The sequence below is a fragment of the Sulfitobacter sp. LC.270.F.C4 genome (assembly GCF_032922545.1).
GTDB classification, from domain to species: domain Bacteria; phylum Pseudomonadota; class Alphaproteobacteria; order Rhodobacterales; family Rhodobacteraceae; genus Sulfitobacter; species Sulfitobacter profundi.
In genome coordinates, this window is record NZ_CP136692.1 from 158,620 (window position 1) to 175,228 (window position 16,609).

Annotated in this window: 17 protein-coding genes; 9 read left to right on the plus strand and 8 right to left on the minus strand. The window is 63.8% G+C overall.

What is annotated here, in order from left to right; all coding sequences use genetic code 11:
- The first annotated feature begins 1 nt into the window (after window position 1).
- The 4 genes from R1T45_RS04610 to R1T45_RS04625 are packed head-to-tail and all read left to right on the plus strand — an operon-like array spanning window position 2 to window position 5,604.
- Window positions 2–1,102: an acetate/propionate family kinase gene (locus R1T45_RS04610; RefSeq protein WP_317390238.1), complete on the plus strand. Its 1,101-nt coding sequence runs from the start codon at window positions 2–4 to the stop codon at window positions 1,100–1,102.
- Window positions 1,099–3,915, plus strand: coding sequence for a molybdopterin oxidoreductase family protein (locus R1T45_RS04615; RefSeq protein ID WP_317390239.1), 2,817 nt, complete (start codon window positions 1,099–1,101; stop codon window positions 3,913–3,915). The genes R1T45_RS04610 and R1T45_RS04615 overlap by 4 nt, the downstream gene beginning before the upstream one ends.
- Before the next feature lie 49 nt (window positions 3,916–3,964).
- Window positions 3,965–4,729, plus strand: a complete 765-nt coding sequence (locus R1T45_RS04620) for a 4Fe-4S dicluster domain-containing protein (RefSeq protein ID WP_317390240.1) — start codon at window positions 3,965–3,967, stop codon at window positions 4,727–4,729.
- The gene (locus R1T45_RS04625) at window positions 4,729–5,604 is read left to right on the plus strand and encodes a dimethyl sulfoxide reductase anchor subunit family protein (RefSeq protein ID WP_317390241.1); all 876 of its coding nucleotides are present in this window, start codon (window positions 4,729–4,731) and stop codon (window positions 5,602–5,604) included. The genes R1T45_RS04620 and R1T45_RS04625 overlap by 1 nt, the downstream gene beginning before the upstream one ends.
- Before the next feature lie 61 nt (window positions 5,605–5,665).
- Here R1T45_RS04625 and dapA read toward each other — a convergent pair whose 3' ends face one another.
- Window positions 5,666–6,541: a 4-hydroxy-tetrahydrodipicolinate synthase gene (gene dapA, locus R1T45_RS04630; protein WP_067941085.1), complete on the minus strand. Its 876-nt coding sequence runs from the start codon at window positions 6,539–6,541 to the stop codon at window positions 5,666–5,668.
- 124 nt (window positions 6,542–6,665) lie between these two features.
- Here dapA and R1T45_RS04635 point away from each other — a divergent pair, with 124 nt between their 5' ends.
- Window positions 6,666–8,630, plus strand: coding sequence for a lytic transglycosylase domain-containing protein (locus R1T45_RS04635; protein ID WP_317390242.1), 1,965 nt, complete (start codon window positions 6,666–6,668; stop codon window positions 8,628–8,630).
- Here the strand turns inward: R1T45_RS04635 and R1T45_RS04640 are convergent.
- Together R1T45_RS04640 and mnmD are read right to left on the minus strand one after the other, a co-directional pair.
- On the minus strand, window positions 8,595–9,488 hold the full coding sequence (locus R1T45_RS04640) for a DMT family transporter (protein ID WP_120351998.1): 894 nt from the start codon (window positions 9,486–9,488) through the stop codon (window positions 8,595–8,597). The genes R1T45_RS04635 and R1T45_RS04640 overlap by 36 nt on opposite strands.
- Window positions 9,485–10,159, minus strand: coding sequence for a tRNA (5-methylaminomethyl-2-thiouridine)(34)-methyltransferase MnmD (gene mnmD, locus R1T45_RS04645; RefSeq protein ID WP_317390243.1), 675 nt, complete (start codon window positions 10,157–10,159; stop codon window positions 9,485–9,487). Before mnmD ends, R1T45_RS04640 begins: the two co-directional genes overlap by 4 nt.
- 58 nt (window positions 10,160–10,217) lie before the next feature.
- On the opposite strand from mnmD, the gene R1T45_RS04650 reads away from it, so the two are divergent.
- Window positions 10,218–11,255 (plus strand): NAD(P)/FAD-dependent oxidoreductase, encoded by a 1,038-nt coding sequence (locus R1T45_RS04650; protein WP_317390244.1) that lies wholly within the window; start codon window positions 10,218–10,220, stop codon window positions 11,253–11,255.
- Window positions 11,256–11,314: 59 nt separating this feature from the next.
- Here the strand turns inward: R1T45_RS04650 and R1T45_RS04655 are convergent, their stop codons facing one another.
- Window positions 11,315–11,971 carry an OmpA family protein gene (locus tag R1T45_RS04655; RefSeq protein WP_067629273.1) on the minus strand — a complete coding sequence of 219 codons (657 nt, stop codon included), beginning with the start codon at window positions 11,969–11,971 and terminating at the stop codon, window positions 11,315–11,317.
- Between the two features lie 99 nt (window positions 11,972–12,070).
- Complete coding sequence (locus tag R1T45_RS04660) at window positions 12,071–12,973, minus strand: bifunctional helix-turn-helix domain-containing protein/methylated-DNA--[protein]-cysteine S-methyltransferase (protein ID WP_317390245.1); 903 nt, start codon at window positions 12,971–12,973, stop codon at window positions 12,071–12,073.
- Window positions 12,974–13,082: 109 nt separating this feature from the next.
- Between R1T45_RS04660 and nth the strand changes: the two genes are divergently transcribed.
- Genes nth through R1T45_RS04675 form a run of 3 tightly spaced genes read left to right on the plus strand, consistent with a single transcriptional unit; the run spans window position 13,083 to window position 15,306 of the window.
- Window positions 13,083–13,727: an endonuclease III gene (gene nth / locus R1T45_RS04665; RefSeq protein WP_317390246.1), complete on the plus strand. Its 645-nt coding sequence runs from the start codon at window positions 13,083–13,085 to the stop codon at window positions 13,725–13,727.
- Window positions 13,724–14,713: an adenosine kinase gene (locus R1T45_RS04670; RefSeq protein WP_317390247.1), complete on the plus strand. Its 990-nt coding sequence runs from the start codon at window positions 13,724–13,726 to the stop codon at window positions 14,711–14,713. The genes nth and R1T45_RS04670 overlap by 4 nt, the downstream gene beginning before the upstream one ends.
- Complete coding sequence (locus tag R1T45_RS04675; RefSeq protein ID WP_132443844.1) at window positions 14,713–15,306, plus strand: GNAT family N-acetyltransferase; 594 nt, start codon at window positions 14,713–14,715, stop codon at window positions 15,304–15,306. Before R1T45_RS04670 ends, R1T45_RS04675 begins: the two co-directional genes overlap by 1 nt.
- A 36-nt stretch (window positions 15,307–15,342) precedes the next feature.
- Here R1T45_RS04675 and R1T45_RS04680 read toward each other — a convergent pair whose 3' ends face one another.
- From R1T45_RS04680 to R1T45_RS04690, 3 genes are read right to left on the minus strand one after another with little or no spacing between them, the layout of a single operon-like run.
- Window positions 15,343–15,825, minus strand: coding sequence for a hypothetical protein (locus tag R1T45_RS04680; protein WP_317390248.1), 483 nt, complete (start codon window positions 15,823–15,825; stop codon window positions 15,343–15,345).
- Window positions 15,822–16,304 carry an RNA pyrophosphohydrolase gene (locus R1T45_RS04685; RefSeq protein WP_132443845.1) on the minus strand — a complete coding sequence of 161 codons (483 nt, stop codon included), beginning with the start codon at window positions 16,302–16,304 and terminating at the stop codon, window positions 15,822–15,824. The genes R1T45_RS04680 and R1T45_RS04685 overlap by 4 nt, the downstream gene beginning before the upstream one ends.
- Complete coding sequence (locus tag R1T45_RS04690) at window positions 16,301–16,456, minus strand: hypothetical protein (RefSeq protein ID WP_162931885.1); 156 nt, start codon at window positions 16,454–16,456, stop codon at window positions 16,301–16,303. The genes R1T45_RS04685 and R1T45_RS04690 overlap by 4 nt, the downstream gene beginning before the upstream one ends.
- Between the last annotated feature and the right edge of the window lie 153 nt (window positions 16,457–16,609).

Here is a 16,609-nt window from a genome sequence, read left to right on the forward strand (position 1 = left end):
CGTGACCCAAGCGCTGGTGCTTGTCGTCAACGCGGGATCGTCGTCTATCAAGGCGGCAGTCTTTGACGGCGGGTTGACCGAGCGTCTGCGGATCGAGGCGCAGGGCATCGGCCAGACCGGCGCGCTTCGGGTCAACTCTGCACCAGCGCAGCCGCGCGCCTTGCCGGATCACCAGACGGCCTTTCGCGCGCTGCTAGAGGCGCTGCGCGGGGAAGGTATCGATACCGGCGATCTCACTGCCGCCGCGCACCGTATCGTGCATGGCGGGCCGGATTTGGCTCAGACCTGTGTGATCAGCCCGAAAGTGCGGGCCGCCATCGCCGCCGCCGCGCCGCTTGCGCCGTTGCACAATCCGCACCACCTCGGGGCCATCGACGCGCTGGCCAGTCTCATGCCCGACCTGCCGCAGGTCGCCGCCTTTGATACCGGCTTTCACCGGACCAACCCCGATGTCGCCCGCCGCTATGCCCTGCCCGAACGGGCCGAAACGGCTGCCCTGCGCCGCTATGGGTTTCACGGCATCAGCTATGAAAGCCTCGTCGCGAACTTTCGCGAGACCACTGGCGCAGACCTCCCCCGCCGCCTGCTGGCGCTGCATTTGGGCAATGGCGCATCGCTCTGCGCCATCCACGAGGGGCAATCGGTCGCCACCACCATGGGGTTTTCGCCCCTCAGCGGGCTGACCATGGGCACCCGCGCGGGCGAGATTGACGCGGGTGCGGTGGTGCATCTGGTGCGCGACATGGGGTTGGAAGAGGCGCAGACACTGCTGCATCACGAAAGCGGATTGCTGGGGCTTTCGGGCCTCACTGCCGACATGCGGCAATTGGCGGAAACAGACAGCGACGCCGCCCGCTTCGCCCGTGACCATTTTTGCTACTGGATCACCCGGCAGGCGGGGTCGATGATCGCTGCCATGGGCGGGATCGACGGCATAGCCTTCACCGGGGGTATCGGCGAAAACGATTCCGAGGTGAGGGAAAAGGTTCTTGCAAACCTTCGCTGGGCGGGAAATATTCCCTCTTGGGTCATCCCCGCCGCCGAAGAGAAACATATCGCGCGCCAAACGCGCGCCCTGCTGAAAGACCCCGCCCTCTCATGACGCACTCCCAGCCGCCGCTTGATCTGTCGCCCAAGGTCTCGGACGAGGTTCGCAAGACCACCTGCTACATGTGCGCCTGTCGCTGCGGCATCAACGTGCATATGAAGAAGGGCAAGGTCGCCTATATCGAAGGCAACCGCGATCACCCGGTGAACCAAGGTGTGCTCTGCGCCAAAGGCTCTGCGGGGATCATGCAACACAACTCCCCCGCACGGTTGCGCAACCCGATGAAACGGGTCGGCCCGCGCGGATCCGGCGAGTTTGAGAGCATCAGCTGGAACGAGGCGCTGCAGATCGCCACCGACTGGCTGGAGCCGCTGCGCCGCGAAGCGCCCGAAAAGCTCGCGTTCTTCACCGGGCGCGACCAGTCGCAGAGCTTCACCTCGCTTTGGGCGCAATCCTTCGGCACGCCGAACTACGCGGCCCATGGCGGTTTCTGCTCGGTCAACATGGCCACCGCGGGCATTTACACGATGGGCGGTGCGTTTTGGGAATTCGGCCAGCCCGATTGGGACCACACCAAGCTGTTCATGCTGTTTGGTGTGGCCGAGGACCATGACAGCAACCCGATCAAGATGGGGCTGGGCAAGCTGAAGAAACGTGGCGCGCGGGTCATCGGGGTGAACCCGATCCGCACCGGATATAACGCCATTGCCGACGATTGGGTCGGCATCACGCCGGGCACCGATGGGCTGTTCATCCTGTCGTTGATCCACTGCCTGATGAAGGCCGGGCGCATCGATCTGGATTACCTCGCCCGCTACACTGACGCCCCAGTGCTGCTAAACAGCGACCCGAAGTCGCCGGAGTATGGCCTGCAACTGCGCAACGCGGACGGCAAGGCGCTGGTGGTCGACCGCAAGACCGGCAAGCTGACCCCCTTTGACCAGCCCGGCGTGCGCCCCGACCTTGCCGCCACCTACCGAACGGCAGGTATTACCCACCGCCCGGTCTTTCACCAGATGGCCGAGCAATACCTTGGTGAGGACTATACCCCCGAAGCCGTGGCCGAGCGTTGTGGCATCCCCGCGCCGCGCATCCGCGCCATCGCCGCCGAACTGGCCCGCGTCGCCTTTGACGAAGCGTTCGAGCTTGACCACGCATGGACCGACTTCCGGGGCGAGCATCACAAGACGATGACGGGCCGCCCGGTCTCCTTCCACGCCATGCGCGGCATCTCGGCCCATGCCAATGGGTTTCAAACCTGCCGGGCGCTGCATGTGCTGCAGATCATCCTTGGCACCGTCGAAGTGCCGGGCGGTTTCCGCTTTAAACCGCCCTACCCCAAGCCTGCCACCGCGCATCCCAAACCGCATTGCAAAGCCACCCCCGATGCGCCGCTCGACGGGCCGCATCTGGGTTTCGTGCAAGGCCCCGACGATCTGGCGCTACGCGCTGATGGCAGCCCCGCGCGGATCGACAAGGCGTTCACATGGGAAAACCCGATGTCGGCCCATGGGCTGATGCATATGGTGATCTCTAACGCCCACGCGGGCGATCCCTATAAGATCGACACGCTGTTTCTCTATATGGCTAATATGTCGTGGAACTCTTCGATGAACCCCGGCGGGGTGATGGAGATGCTGACCGACACCGACGAGAATGGCGAATACGTCATCCCTCGGATCATCTACTCCGATGCCTATTCCTCCGAGATGGTGGCCTATGCGGACCTGATCCTGCCCGACACGACGTACCTTGAACGGCACGACTGTATCTCACTGCTCGACCGCCCGATCAGCGAGGCCGACGCCGCCGCCGATGCGATCCGTTGGCCCGTGGTGGAGCCCAACCGCGACGTGCGCGGCTTTCAATCCGCGCTCTGCGATCTGGGGACAAAGCTTGGCCTGCCGGGGTTCGTGAACGAGGATGGCACCCAGAAATACAAAGACTATGCCGACTACATCACCAGCCACGAACGCCGTCCGGGCATCGGCCCGCTGGCCGGGTTCCGCGGTGAGAATGGCAAAGACGCGGGGCGCGGGGCGCCGAACCCCAAGCAGATCGACCGCTATATCGAAAACGGCGGTTTCTTCGTCAATCACATCCCCGAGGGCGCGAATTACTACAAGCCGTGGAACGCCGCCTATCAGGATTGGGCCGTCGGCATGGGCATCTATGACGCGCCGCAGCCCTATCTGTTTTCGCTCTATGTCGAGCCGCTGCGCCGCTTTCAGCTTGCCGCCGAAGGCCACGGCGACCGCCAGCCCCCTGACCATCTGCGCGACCAGATTAAGCAGACCATGTCGCCCCTGCCAATCTGGTATGAAAGCGATCCTGAAGGCACGCAGGGCTATGATGTCCACGCCCTCACCCAACGGCCCATGGCGATGTACCATTCATGGGGCAGTCAGAACGCTTGGCTGCGCCAGTTGCACGGGCACAATCCGCTCTACCTGCCCACGGCGATCATGCGCGCAAAGGGGCTGCAAGACGGCGACTGGGCGCACGTGACCTCTCCGCACGGAGGGATCACGGTGCCGGTGATGGAGATGGCGGCCCTGAACCCCAAAACGGTCTGGACATGGAACGCCATCGGCAAACGCAAAGGCGCATGGGCGCTGGACCGCGACGCGCCCGAGGCGACCAAGGGCTTCTTGCTAAACCACCTGATTCACGAATTGCTGCCACCCAAAGGCGACGGTTTGCGGTGGTCGAACTCCGACCCGATCACCGGACAGGCCGCGTGGTTCGACCTTAAAGTGCATATCGAAAAGACCGACGCCCCTGCCGAGGCGCAGCCGGAAATTCCGCCGCAATGCTCCCCAGTCCCGCCCGCGCCGCGCGACATCGCGTGGAAGGTGGGCAAATGACCGCCTCCCTCCGCGCCGCACCGCTCAAGACCCCTCAGGACCGCCAGCCATGACCACGCTCCCACAACAGACCGACCGCAAACTCGGCCTTGTGATCGACCTTGATACCTGTGTCGGCTGCCATGCATGCGTGATCTCCTGCAAGGGTTGGAACACCGAGAACTACGGCGCGCCCTTGTCGGACCAAGACGCCTATGGCGCGGACCCGTCGGGCACCTTCCTCAACCGCGTGCACAGCTATGAGGTGCAGCCCGAGGCCGGTGCCGCGCAACTCGTCCACTTCCCGAAATCCTGCCTGCACTGCGATGACGCGCCCTGCGTTACCGTCTGCCCCACGGGAGCGAGCTACAAACGCGTCGAGGACGGCATCGTGCTGGTCAATGAAAGCGACTGTATCGGGTGCGGTCTCTGCGCCTGGGCCTGCCCCTATGGCGCGCGTGAGATGGACGTGGCCGCAGGTGTGATGAAGAAATGCACCCTCTGCGTCGACCGTATCTATAACGAGAACCTGCCCGAAGAAGACCGCCAGCCTGCCTGTGTACGCACCTGCCCCGCTGGCGCGCGGCATTTTGGCGATCTTGGCGATCCCGACAGCGCGGTCAGCCAATTGGTGGCCGAGCGTGGCGGTGTGGACCTCATGCCCGAGCAAGGCACCAAGCCGGTCAATAAATACCTGCCGCCCCGCCCGCGCGATCAGTTGCAAGGCCCAGAGGACAATGGGGAGATTGACATACTGGCGCCCTTCCTTGCCCCGATCGACAGCGGCCCCAAAGGCTTCCTCGGCTGGCTTGACCGCACTCTGGAGAAGCTCTGATGCATCCGGCACCATCTGTTATCCTGTTCAGCAGCCTGTCGGGGCTCGGCTTTGGCCTGCTTGCATGGCTAGGCATCGGCCTGCCTGCCGTGACCGGCTGGGTGGCCTTCGTTTTCTTCGCGCTGGCTTACCTTTTGGCCGTAGGCGGGCTGATCGCTTCGACATTCCACCTCGGCCACCCGGAACGCGCGCTCAAGGCGTTTACCCAGTGGCGCAGTAGTTGGCTTAGCCGTGAGGCTTGGGCCTCGGTCGCGGCCCTGCTGACCATGGCGGTGTATGGCGCGGGGCTGGTGTTCTATGACATGCGGCTTTGGCCGCTGGGGCTGTTAGGCGCGGCATTGTCGCTGCTGACGGTGCTGACCACCGCGATGATTTATACCCAGATGAAGACGGTGCCGCGCTGGCACAGTGTCATGACGCCGCTGAATTTCCTCTCGCTTAGCATTGCTGGCGGCGCGGTGCTGGCCGGGCAAGTGACCGCGGCGATGCTGCTTCTTGCGCTGGCGGGTGTGGTGCAGATCGCCACATGGTGGCGCGGGGATCAGGCGCTGGCGGCCTCGGGCACCGATATCGCGACGGCGACGCGGCTCGGCAATATCGGCAGCGTCCGCGCCTTTGAGCCGCCGCATACTGGCAGCAACTACCTGCTGCGAGAGTTCGTTTATCAGATCGGGCGCAAACACGCGCTGAAGCTGCGGGTGATCGCGATTGCGCTGATGGTGCTGCTGCCGCTGCTGCTGCTGTTGTCGCCCGTGTTCCACCACCTTGCCGCCGCCCTCGCGGTGCTCAGCCACGCGGCGGGGGTGCTGACCTCGCGCTGGCTGTTCTTTGCGCAGGCGGAACATGTGGTCGGCATCTACTACGGCAAACGCTGAACGCAAAAGAGGGGGTGTCTCCACCCCCTCTGCATTCCAATTCACAGCTCAAAAAGCAGCCTTAGTTCATCAAACCCGCATGACGCAGACCCGCGTCAACCAGCTCTTTGGTCGGGTCCGTCAGCTCTGTCAGCGGCAGACGTACCTCGTCGGAGCAGAGATCCAACCGCGACATGGCGTATTTCACGCCAACCAGCCCCGGTTCGGTAAAGATCGCCTTGTGCAGCGGCATTAGTCGATCCTGCAATTCCAACGCTTTGGCGTAATCGCCCTCAAGGCAGGCCGCCTGCATCTGCGCCGAAAGACGCGGTGCGACATTGGCGGTGACCGAGATACAGCCAACGCCGCCTTGGGCGTTGAACCCATGCGCGGTGGCGTCTTCGCCGGACAGCTGGCAGAAATCCGGGCCGCAGGTGATGCGCTGATCGCTAACGCGCGCCAGATCGCCGGTGGCGTCTTTCACGCCGACGATGCGCGGCAGCTGGGCCAACTCGCCCATCGTCTCGGGCAGCATATCCACGACCGAACGGCCGGGGATGTTATAGATGATGATCGGCAGTTCACAGCAGTCGTGCACGGCGGTGAAATGCGCCACCAACCCGCGTTGCGTGGGTTTGTTGTAATAGGGCGTCACCACCAGCAGCGCGTCGGCGCCGACCTTTTCGGCGTGGCGGGCAAGACGGATGCTTTCGACCGTGTTGTTCGACCCGGCACCGGCAATCACCGGGATGCGCCCAGCGACGGCTTTGACCACCTCTTCGACGACGGTCTCATGCTCGGCATGGCTCAGCGTCGGGGATTCGCCGGTGGTGCCGACGGGGACAAGTCCGCTCGACCCTTCGCCGATGTGCCATTCGATAAGTTTCTTGAGCGTATCCAGATCCAGCGCGCCGTTGCGAAACGGCGTGACGAGGGCAGGCAGAGAGCCTTTGAACATGTGCACGCTCCTTAAGTGCTGGCCGGCGGAAACCGGACTGGATGAAGACTTTTGCGGGGACTAATGTTTGATAAACGTCGCCCGAGCCATATGTTGCAAGGCTCTAGCCTCGGAGACGTAGGAAATGCAAGCGATGACGCGCCTGATGGCGATTCTCATGAGTGTTTTTGTCCTGACCGTGCCTGCGGAAGCGCAGCGCCCGCGCCCTTTGGGCTGGGCGATGGACGCGATGCGCAGCGGCAATTGGGACGCGGCTGCGGCCTTGGCCGCCCGCGATGGGCAGGCCGCCGTCGATGTGATCGAATGGCACCGCCTGCGCGCCGGGCGGGGCACTTATGCCGAAGCGCGTGACTTTCTGAACCGCAGGCCCGATTGGCCCGGTGAGGCATATCTGCGTCGGCAGACCGAAGAGGCGGTGATCAAGCAGTCCCAAGACGACATACTGGATTTCTTTTCGGCCATGGCCCCGCAGACCCCGCGCGGGGTGCTGGCCCATGCCAAGGCACTGATCGACAGCGGCCAGCGCGGCGAGGCCGAGGCGAACCTCGTTCTGGCGTGGCGCACCATGCCGATGAACGCGACCAGTCAGGAATTGTTCGTCGACGCACACGGCAGCCTTCTGGCCCCGCATCACGTGGCACGGCTGGAAGAAATGCTTTGGCAGCGCGAGCATTCCGAAGCGCGGCAGATGTTCGACCTGGTTTCCAGCGCCGACAAGGCACTGGCCGAGACGCGCATCGCCCTGCAAAAGCTGGAAAGCGATGTGAACACCAAGATCAACGCCCTGCCCGCATCAAAGGCCGATGCGCCGGGGCTGGCGCATGACCGCTTTGAGTGGCGGATGCGCAAAGGGCTGCGCGATGACGCCAAGGCATTGATGCTGGCAAAGTCGACCTCGGCTGTGGGGCTGGGCCAGCCCCCCGCTTGGGCCAACCGCCGCCGCGCCTTGGCGCGGGACGAGATGCGCAATGGCGACGCCAAAACCGCCTACCGGCTGGCCTCGCAACACTTCCTGACCGACGGCTCGAACTTTGCGGACCTTGAGTGGCTTTCGGGCTATATCGCGCTGCGCTTTCTGAACGACCCAACGACTGCGTTGGGCCACTTTCAAAACCACGATAACGCCGTGGAATCCCCGATCAGCCAAGGCCGCGCAGGCTATTGGCAAGGCCGCGCGCTGGAGGCGATGGGCGATGCCGAAGGGGCTGCCCGGGCCTATGCCATGGGGGCAAAGTTCCAGACATCCTTCTACGGGCTGCTGGCCGCTGAGCGGGGCGGCATTCCCTTCGACGAAAAGCTGGCGGGCGCGGCCCCTGCCCAAGACTGGCGAACATCCCCGCTCGCCCGCGCGCCCTTGTTCGAAGCCGGGCTACTGTTGCAAGCCTCGGGTGAGCTGTCCACCGCAGAGCGGTTCTGGACCCACCTGGCAGAGCAACTGGTGCCCGAAGACATCGCCCTGCTGGGGCAGGCGGCGATCGACGCAGGCCAGCCGCATCTCGCGGTGATGATTGGCAAACGCGCGGCGCAACGCGGGTTGGAAGTGCCCGCCCCCTATTACGCGCTGCACAGTCTGGTCGAGAAAGACCTGCCGATGGCCACTGAAATGACCCTCGCCATCGCGCGCCGCGAAAGCGAGTTTGACCCGAACGTCCAAAGCGGCGTCGGCGCGCGGGGCTTGATGCAGATCATGCCCGCCACGGCGAAAGACGTGGCACGCGATCTGGGCATCTCTAGCCAGCACACCACAGACCGCCTGACCGCCGACCCCGACTACAATGCACGGCTTGGGGCGACTTACCTGTCGCAAATGGCCGGGCAGTTTGACGGCAACGTATCCATGATGTCAGCCGCCTATAACGCGGGCCCCCGCCGCCCGCGCCGCTGGATGTCGACCTATGGCGACCCGCGCAAAGGTGAAATCGACATTGTCGATTGGATTGAGATGATCCCCTTCCGCGAGACGCAGAACTACGTGATGCGGGTGACCGAAAGCCTGCCCGTCTACCGTGCCCGTCTGGGGAAAGACCCGCTGCCGATCCCCTTTAGCGAAGAGTTAACCGGGTCGACGCTGAAGGCGTTCGCGCCATAGGGTGAACAGCCCCGCCGCCACGATCATGCCTGCACCCAGCACCACGCTCGGGCGCAGCACTTCGTTAAAGACCGACAGGCCAATAATCACGGTAAAGATCAGCTGCGTATAGGCGAAGGGCTGCACGGCGCTCGCCTCGGCAACCTCATAACAGCGGATCAGCAGCCAGTGGCCCGTCACCCCGGTGATGCAGAGCGTGCCCATCAACAGCCAGTTGCCCGGTGTCATCGGCTCCCAAAACCAGACGCCCACGGCGGTCATCACCGCCGCCCCGGTCACGCCGGTCCAGAAGAAACTCGTCGCCGTATTGTCGCGCCGCGCGACATAGCGGGTCAGCAGCCCGTAGACCGCGAACATCGCCGCCCCCGCCAGCGGGATCGCGGCGGCAGGGTCCACCACCCGCAACCCCGGTTGCAGGATCACCAGCACCCCGATGAACCCCACACCAATCGCCGCCCACCGCCGCCAGCCGACCTTTTCACCCAAGATCGGGCCCGAGAGCGCCGCCACCAGCAGTGGATAACAGGTGAAGACAGCATGGCTTTCCACCAACCCAAGGATCGTAAAGCCAAGCACCATCGTACATATCTGCGCCGACAGCAGAACGCCACGCAGGATCTGCACCGCAGGCTGCGTGGTCGCGGCGGCCTTGCGGATGCCACCCGCCTTGCGCAGAGCCAGCGCGATAACGAAAGCGGCAAAGAACCAATAGCGGATCATTACCACCATCAGCACATTGTAGTTCTCGGCCAGATGGCGCGACAGCCCGTCTTGGACGGCAAAGACCATTGTCGTGGCGATCATCAGCATGATGCCAAGCGGGATGTTGTTGGATTGAGGCACGCTAGACTGGCTCATGCTGGCATCCGCGCGCGGGTCATGTGGCGTTTGCGGCCATAGCCGGGGATGCGGGTGACCTCGAATCCGCCTGCGCCAAGCGCGCGGCGCACGAAGCCTGCGGCGGTATAGGTCGCGGCGGTGCCGCCCGGCGTGGTGTGACGGGCAACCTCGGCCATCAGAGCATCGCCCCACAACTCAGGGTTCTTGGCGGGCGAGAACCCGTCGAGGAACCAAGCATCGGCCTGCCCCTGCCACGCGGGAAGGGCCTGCCGCGCATCACCGATGATGATCTCTGCCCGCAGGCCGGGCAGTTCCAACACGCCGCCGGTGCCATCCCACGCCCCTGTCAGCGCATCACGCCGCCCGTCAAGCGCGGGAAAGGCCGCATGGGCCTGCGCCATATCCTCAGGCCGCATCGGGTAGGCTTCGAAACTGGTGAAATGCAGCGGCCCTTCGTGGCCCGCGCGCATCCATGCGTCCCACGCCAGCAGCAGGTTCAGCCCGGTGCCAAAGCCCAGTTCGGCGATGTGAAAACCGGGGCGAAACCGCTCTGGCAGGTCATTGCCCGCCAGAAAGACATAGGCGGTCTCCGCCGCGCCGTCCTCTAGGCTGAAGTAGGGATCATCGAACTGGGTCGAGACGGGCACTTGGCCCTCGCGCCAGCTGATCTGGGCATTCTGGTCTGGCACGGTACGTCCTGCTAGAGGGGGAGTGAAGTCGCGCAGACACTGCGCAAGCTGGCGGGGAATGGCAATGGTGGATGTAACCGTAAGAGGGGCCGGGATTTTTGGCCTGTCGGTGGCTTGGGCCTGCGCTCTGCGCGGCGCATCGGTGCAGGTGGTGGACCCTGCCGGGCCGGCGGCAGGCGCGTCGGGCGGGATCGTCGGCGCGCTGGCGCCGCATGTGCCAGAGAATTGGAACGCCAAGAAAGCGTTTCAACTCGACAGCCTTCTGAGCGCTGAGGCATTCTGGGGCGAGGTCGCAGCCACAGGAGGCGTCGCGCCGGGGTATATCCGCAGCGGGCGCCTGCAGCCTGTCGCGGATGAAGCGGCGCTGGCCCTCGCCCGACAACGGGAAGCCACGGCGGCGGCGCTTTGGCAAGGACGCGCGCAATGGGAGGTTATCCGTGCCGAGGATAGCGATTGGGCCCCCGCAAGCCCCACCGGTTGGCTGATCCGCGACACGCTGAGTGCTCTCGTCCACCCGCGCCACGGCTGCAACGCATTGGTCGCCGCATTGGCGGCGAAGGGTGTCGAGATACTCAGCGAAGCCCCGGATCAAGGCAAAGTCCTTTGGGCCACTGGCGTCGCGGGGTTGGAGACGCTGAACGCGGGCCACCCGCGTCTGGTTGGCGCAGGGATCAAGGGTCAAGCCGCGCTCTTGCAGCTTGACCAAGGCGGCGCGGCGCAGCTCTTTGCCGATGGGGTGCATGTGATCCCGCATCTCGACGGCACGGTGGCAGTCGGCGGCACGACAGAACGCGAATATGACAGCCCCGACAGCACCGATGCACAGCTTGACGCGGTGATCGCCAAGGCCCGCGCGGCGGTGCCCGCCTTGCAAGACGCGCCGGTGATCGAACGCTGGGCCGGGCTGCGCCCGCGCAGCCGCAGCCGCGCGCCGATGCTGGGCGCATGGCCCGGCAGGCCGGGGCAGTATATTGCCAATGGCGGGTTCAAAATTGGCTTTGGTATGGCCCCCAAAGTGGCAGAGGTGATGGCCAATCTGCTGCTCGAAGGGCGCGATGCCATCCCCGAGGGCTTTAGGGTTGCCGATAACCTCTAGGCCAAAGAAAAACCCCGGCCAGTGGCCGGGGTTCAATACCGTTCCCAAAGGGTCGCGGCTTAACGCGCGTTGGGCAGGATCACGATCTCGACCCGGCGGTTCTGCGCCTTGCCTGCGGCACTCAGGTTGCTCGCCACTGGCTGGCTTTCGCCGCGGCCAAAGGTCTGCAAACGCTGCTGCGGCACGCCGTTGGACAGCAGGATGTTGCCAACAGCCTGTGCGCGACGCTCGGAAAGCTGCTGGTTATACGCCGCTTCGCCATCGCTGTCGGTGTGGCCGACGACCTGCAGGGTGGAGTTCTGATAAACGTTCACGTTCTGCGCCAGCGCGGCCAGATCGTCACGCAGGGCGGGCGATACGTTGGTGCTGTCGGTCGCGAACAGGATATCCTGCGGCAGGGTCACGATCAGACGGTCGCCGGTGTTGGTAATGACCACACGGCTGTCCATCGCGGCGCGCAACTCGGCCTCTTGCTTATCAAGCGAGTAACCCACGCCCGCGCCGATCGTGCCGCCGATCAAAGCGCCTTTCAGGGCGCCTTTGCCGTCACCTTCGGAAATCGCACCGGCAAGGGCCCCGACGCCCGCACCGATCAAAGCGCCATTCTTGGTCCGCTGGTTGGGATCGCCATTGCCGGGCTGCAGTGGCTGCGTACACGCACCCAGTGTCATCGCGCCGGCCAGAGCGGCGGCCAAAGTCATCTTCGAAGAAATCATGTCTACTGCCTTCATGTTTGCGGGCCCCGTTCGGGCGGGGCATCTTGACGTGAACGCAATATAGGCACTCAATGTTCCCGCGAACATTACATATAACCTTTATTCGGCAGAAACCCGCCCAGATGGGGGAGTTTGCGCTTCTGCCCGCGCAGATTCAAAGGCCAGCATCGCCCGTTTCACCGGTAGGCCCCAGTGATAGCCGCCCAAGCTGCCGCTTTTGCGCAGCGCGCGGTGACAGGGGATCAGCCAACTCACCGGATTGCGCCCCACCGCCGTGCCTACGGCGCGCACGGCACGGGGGCTGCCGACGGTCTGCGCAATTTCGGAATAGGTGGTCACCTGCCCCGACGGGATGCTCAACAGCGCCTCCCAAACCTTGATCTGAAACGGCGCACCGATGAGATAGAGCGGTGCCTTCGCTTCGGGGTTTTTCTGCATCCCAAACGCGGTGTCGACCCATGGGCGCAGCCGGTCGGGTGCTTCGACGAACTCAGCCAGCGGCCACCGGCTGCAAAGGTCCTCCATCGCTGCGTCCTCTCCCACCTCCGACGAAAGTGCCAAGCCGCAGATGCCTTTGTCGGTGCCCATCACCAGCGTCGGGCCAAAGGGGCTGTCAAACCACCCCCAATAGATCGTCAGCCCGGCGCCTTTGCGGGCGAACTCACCGGGGCTCATCGCCTCCCAGCGCAGGAACAGATCATGCAACCGCCCGCTGCCTGATAGCCCCAACTCATGCGCCGCCGCCAATGTAGTGAAGTGATCGCGCAGCATGACCTTGGCCTGATCCAGCATCAGATATTGCTGGTAGCGCTTGGGCGATACCCCCACCCAGCGCGAGAACAGCCGCTGGAAATGCGCGGCGGACATGCCCATTTCCCCGGCGATCCAGTCCAGTTGCTTGGGGTCTTCGGCCTCGTCGATCAGGGCGATGGCGCGGCGCATCACTTGATAGTGGTAACCCTGATCTTCGGGCGCGGGGGATATCTGTGCGATCTGTGTCATGCCCCTAGATTAGCCACGCCCCTGCCCCCGCGCGACCCGTTTCTTGCGCCAATGTATCGCAGCCCGCCCCCGCTTGCCCTGCCGCGTCATTCATCGCATACCCAGAGCCATGGCCCGCCAACTTGATTATCATACCATCCGCGAGATCTTCGCACGCTTCCAACAGGCAGAGCCTGAGCCCGAGGGCGAGTTGGAACATGTGAACGTCTATACGCTGGTTGTGGCCGTGGCGTTGAGCGCGCAATCGACCGATGCAGGCGTCAACAAAGCCACGCGCGAGCTATTCAAAATCGCCGACACCCCGCAGAAGATGCTGGATCTGGGGGTTGAGGGGCTGATCGACCATATCAAGACCATCGGCCTCTACCGTCAGAAAGCCAAGAACGTCATCAAACTGAGCCAAATCCTTGTCGATGAGTACGACGGTGAGGTGCCGAACTCTCGCGCGGCGCTGCAATCGCTGCCGGGGGTGGGGCGCAAAACGGCGAATGTGGTGCTCAATATGTGGTGGGGCCAGCCCGCGCAGGCGGTGGACACGCATATCTTCCGCGTTGGCAACCGCACCGGCATCGCGCCGGGCAAAACCGTCGACACAGTCGAGCGCGCCATCGAAGACAACATCCCCGCCGATTTCCAGCGCCATGCCCATCACTGGCTGATCCTGCATGGCCGCTATCACTGCAAGGCACGCAAACCGCTGTGCCGCACCTGTATCATCCGTGACCTGTGCCAATACGAGGACAAGACAGAATGACCCAATACGAAGTGGTTGGCATCGGCAACGCCGTCGTCGACGTGATCTCCCATGCCGATGACACTTTCCTTGCCGAGAACGGCATCGAAAAAGGCATCATGCAATTGATCGAACGTGACCGCGCCGAAGACCTCTATACAGCGATGCAAGACCGGGTGCAGACGCCGGGCGGCTCGGTCGCGAATACCGTCGCGGGCGCGGGCGCGCTGGGCCTCAAGACCGCGTTCATCGGGCGGGTGCGCGATGATGAGTTGGGCCAGTTTTATGCCAAGGCGATGACCGACATCGGCATCGATTTCGTGAACGCCCCGGTGACCGAGGGGGAGAACCCAACCTCGCGCTGCATGATCTTCGTCACCCCGGATGGGGAACGGTCGCTGAACACATACCTCGGCATCTCGACCGGACTGACCTCGGCTGACGTGCCGCAAACGGTGACGGAAAAGGCCAAGCTGATGTTCCTTGAGGGCTATCTTTTTGACCACGGTGCCGGCAAAACCGCATTCCGCGAGGCGGCGCGGGCGGCGACGGCGGGCGGCGGCATGGCGGGGATCGCCATCTCCGATCCCTTCTGTGTGGAGCGTCACCGCGATGACTTCCTCGCGCTGATCGAGAACGATCTGGGCTATGTCATCGGCAACGAGGCCGAGATTCGCGCCCTCTGGGAAACCGACGATACCGAAGCCGCGCTGGCCAAAACCGCCGAGATTTGCCCGCTGGTGGTCTGCACCCGGTCGGGCGACGGGGTCACCTTGGTGCGGGGCGAGGAACGTGTCGACGTGCCGGTCGAAAAGGTCGTGCCGGTGGATGCCACGGGCGCAGGCGACCAATTCGCGGCGGGCTTCCTCTATGGTCTCGCCACGGGCCGCGATCTGGAGACCTGTGGCCGCATGGGCAACATCTGCGCAGGCGAGGTGATCCGCCACATCGGCCCCCGCCCCCAGACTGACATCATGGCCCTGTTCAAGGCCGAAGGGCTGGTCTGATGATTGAAAGCGGCTTTCACGATGTTCCCCCCGGCAAACTTGCGGTGGTGGTGACCCATTTGGAAATGGACGCCAAACCCAGCCTGCGGGAGGTGCCCCTGCCAGAGGGAGTCACCTTTCGGAAGGTCACACCGACGCTCGACTGGTTTCGCGACATTTTCCGGCGCGTCGGGATGGATTGGCTCTGGTACGGGCGGCTCAAACTGGATGACGCAGCTCTCACCGCGGTGCTGCAAGACCCGGCACGGGCCTTCTATACACTGACCCGCGATGGCAAGGACGAGGCGCTGCTAGAGCTGAACTTCCCCGAAGATGGCACCTGCGAACTGGCCTATTTCGGGCTGACCTCGGCGCTGATTGGCAGTGGATCAGGGCGGTATCTGATGAACCAAGCGATCACCCTGGCTTGGGAACAGCCGATCACCCGGCTGCACCTGCACACCTGCACTAACGACAGCCCGCAGGCGCTTGGGTTTTATGTGCGCTCAGGCTTCACCCCCGTTCGCCGTCAGGTCGAGATCGACGATGATCCGCGCCTGACCGGCCTGCTGCCGCGCGATGCGGCGCCGCAAGTGCCGCTTATCGAAGGGTAGGAACGGCGAAGGGCGAAGGGTAAAACTGCCGCCGGATCACCGAACCGGCGTGCACTCTGCCCCTTGGAAACAAGCGATCACCTTGTCGACCATTGCAGGCTTCGGCGAACCAAAGAGGTCGCCGCCGCAGGGGTTGCTTTCCAGTGCATAGGCCCCATCCGGTTTGCGTTCGAGAAAGGCCAGAACGTCCCCTTCCTCGGCAGAGCCGCACCACGGGCCGAAACACAGGACGTTGAGCATCAACGGCCGGTCAAAGGGCACGTCAAAGCCCCCTTCCGACAACGCCTTGCCGCTGATTTGCGCCCGGAGCGGCGTCTCTTCGGGCGGGTTGCTCCCGACTTTGCCGGTCTTTGGCAAGGCGGCGGCGTCAAAGGTCAGACGCCCCTGCACCACGACATAGCTCTCTTCGGCCTTGGCCGCGCGTTGATAGGTCGCCTCGACTGAATGGGGCAGACAACTGAGCGCAAGCGCGGGCAGCGGGGCCAAGGTGGCGAGGGCGCAGGCGATGATCCGTGTCATAACTTCTCCTCAAACTCTTCAAGAACTGCCGTATATACCGCGCGTTTGAACGGCACGATATTCGCGACCAGTTGATCTGCGGGCATCCAACGCCATTCCGAGAATTCAGGTTCGGCCGTCTGGATATTGACCTGATCGTCCTGCCCCAGAAAACGCATGAGGAACCATTTTTGTTCCTGCCCCCGGTAGCGGCCTTTCCAGATGTTGGGCACCAGTTCATGCGGCAGATCATAGGGCAGCCAACGGGAAGTCTCGGCCTCGATCCGCACCAGATCGCGGGGGATGCCGGTCTCTTCCTCCAACTCGCGCAGGGCCGCATCGGGCGCGGCCTCGCCCTTGTCCACCCCGCCTTGGGGCATCTGCCAAGCGTCCTGATCCCGGTCGCGCCGCTGGCCGACAAAGACCTCGCCCTCAGCATTCACCAGCATCACGCCGACGCAAGCACGGTAGGGCAGTTTGGCAATCTCTTCGGGGGTCATGTCAGTATCTTCTCCATTTCAAAGCGGTCCAGATATTCACCTGACCGTGCGATGCGCTCTGCTGCGATAACACGAAAGCCCATAGCCTCAAAGGCAGGGCGCGCCATCAGGAGGCTGGCATGGGTCGACAGCCGGGCCTCGCCCTTCGGCAATCGCTGCCTGCTCGACCCAGTCATAGAGCGCAGCTCTACCCCTCCCAGCCCCATCCAACACCTCTGTCTTGACCCGCCGTGAGCCGCGCGGATGACGCGGCGTTTCGCGTGACTTGCCCTGCCGTTTCCGATGGTGTCACAGTGACCCAGCCC

Coding starts and splice junctions, on each gene's coding strand:
- R1T45_RS04615 (WP_317390239.1), top strand. CDS start 1,099: ATGACGCACTCCCAGCCGCCGCTTGATCTGTCGCCCAAGGTCTCGGAC.
- R1T45_RS04620 (WP_317390240.1), top strand. CDS start 3,965: ATGACCACGCTCCCACAACAGACCGACCGCAAACTCGGCCTTGTGATC.
- R1T45_RS04625 (WP_317390241.1), top strand. CDS start 4,729: ATGCATCCGGCACCATCTGTTATCCTGTTCAGCAGCCTGTCGGGGCTC.
- dapA (WP_067941085.1), bottom strand. CDS start 6,541: ATGTTCAAAGGCTCTCTGCCTGCCCTCGTCACGCCGTTTCGCAACGGC.
- R1T45_RS04635 (WP_317390242.1), top strand. CDS start 6,666: ATGCAAGCGATGACGCGCCTGATGGCGATTCTCATGAGTGTTTTTGTC.
- R1T45_RS04640 (WP_120351998.1), bottom strand. CDS start 9,488: ATGAGCCAGTCTAGCGTGCCTCAATCCAACAACATCCCGCTTGGCATC.
- R1T45_RS04650 (WP_317390244.1), top strand. CDS start 10,218: ATGGCAATGGTGGATGTAACCGTAAGAGGGGCCGGGATTTTTGGCCTG.
- R1T45_RS04655 (WP_067629273.1), bottom strand. CDS start 11,971: ATGATTTCTTCGAAGATGACTTTGGCCGCCGCTCTGGCCGGCGCGATG.
- R1T45_RS04660 (WP_317390245.1), bottom strand. CDS start 12,973: ATGACACAGATCGCACAGATATCCCCCGCGCCCGAAGATCAGGGTTAC.
- nth (WP_317390246.1), top strand. CDS start 13,083: ATGGCCCGCCAACTTGATTATCATACCATCCGCGAGATCTTCGCACGC.
- R1T45_RS04670 (WP_317390247.1), top strand. CDS start 13,724: ATGACCCAATACGAAGTGGTTGGCATCGGCAACGCCGTCGTCGACGTG.
- R1T45_RS04675 (WP_132443844.1), top strand. CDS start 14,713: ATGATTGAAAGCGGCTTTCACGATGTTCCCCCCGGCAAACTTGCGGTG.
- R1T45_RS04680 (WP_317390248.1), bottom strand. CDS start 15,825: ATGACACGGATCATCGCCTGCGCCCTCGCCACCTTGGCCCCGCTGCCC.
- R1T45_RS04685 (WP_132443845.1), bottom strand. CDS start 16,304: ATGACCCCCGAAGAGATTGCCAAACTGCCCTACCGTGCTTGCGTCGGC.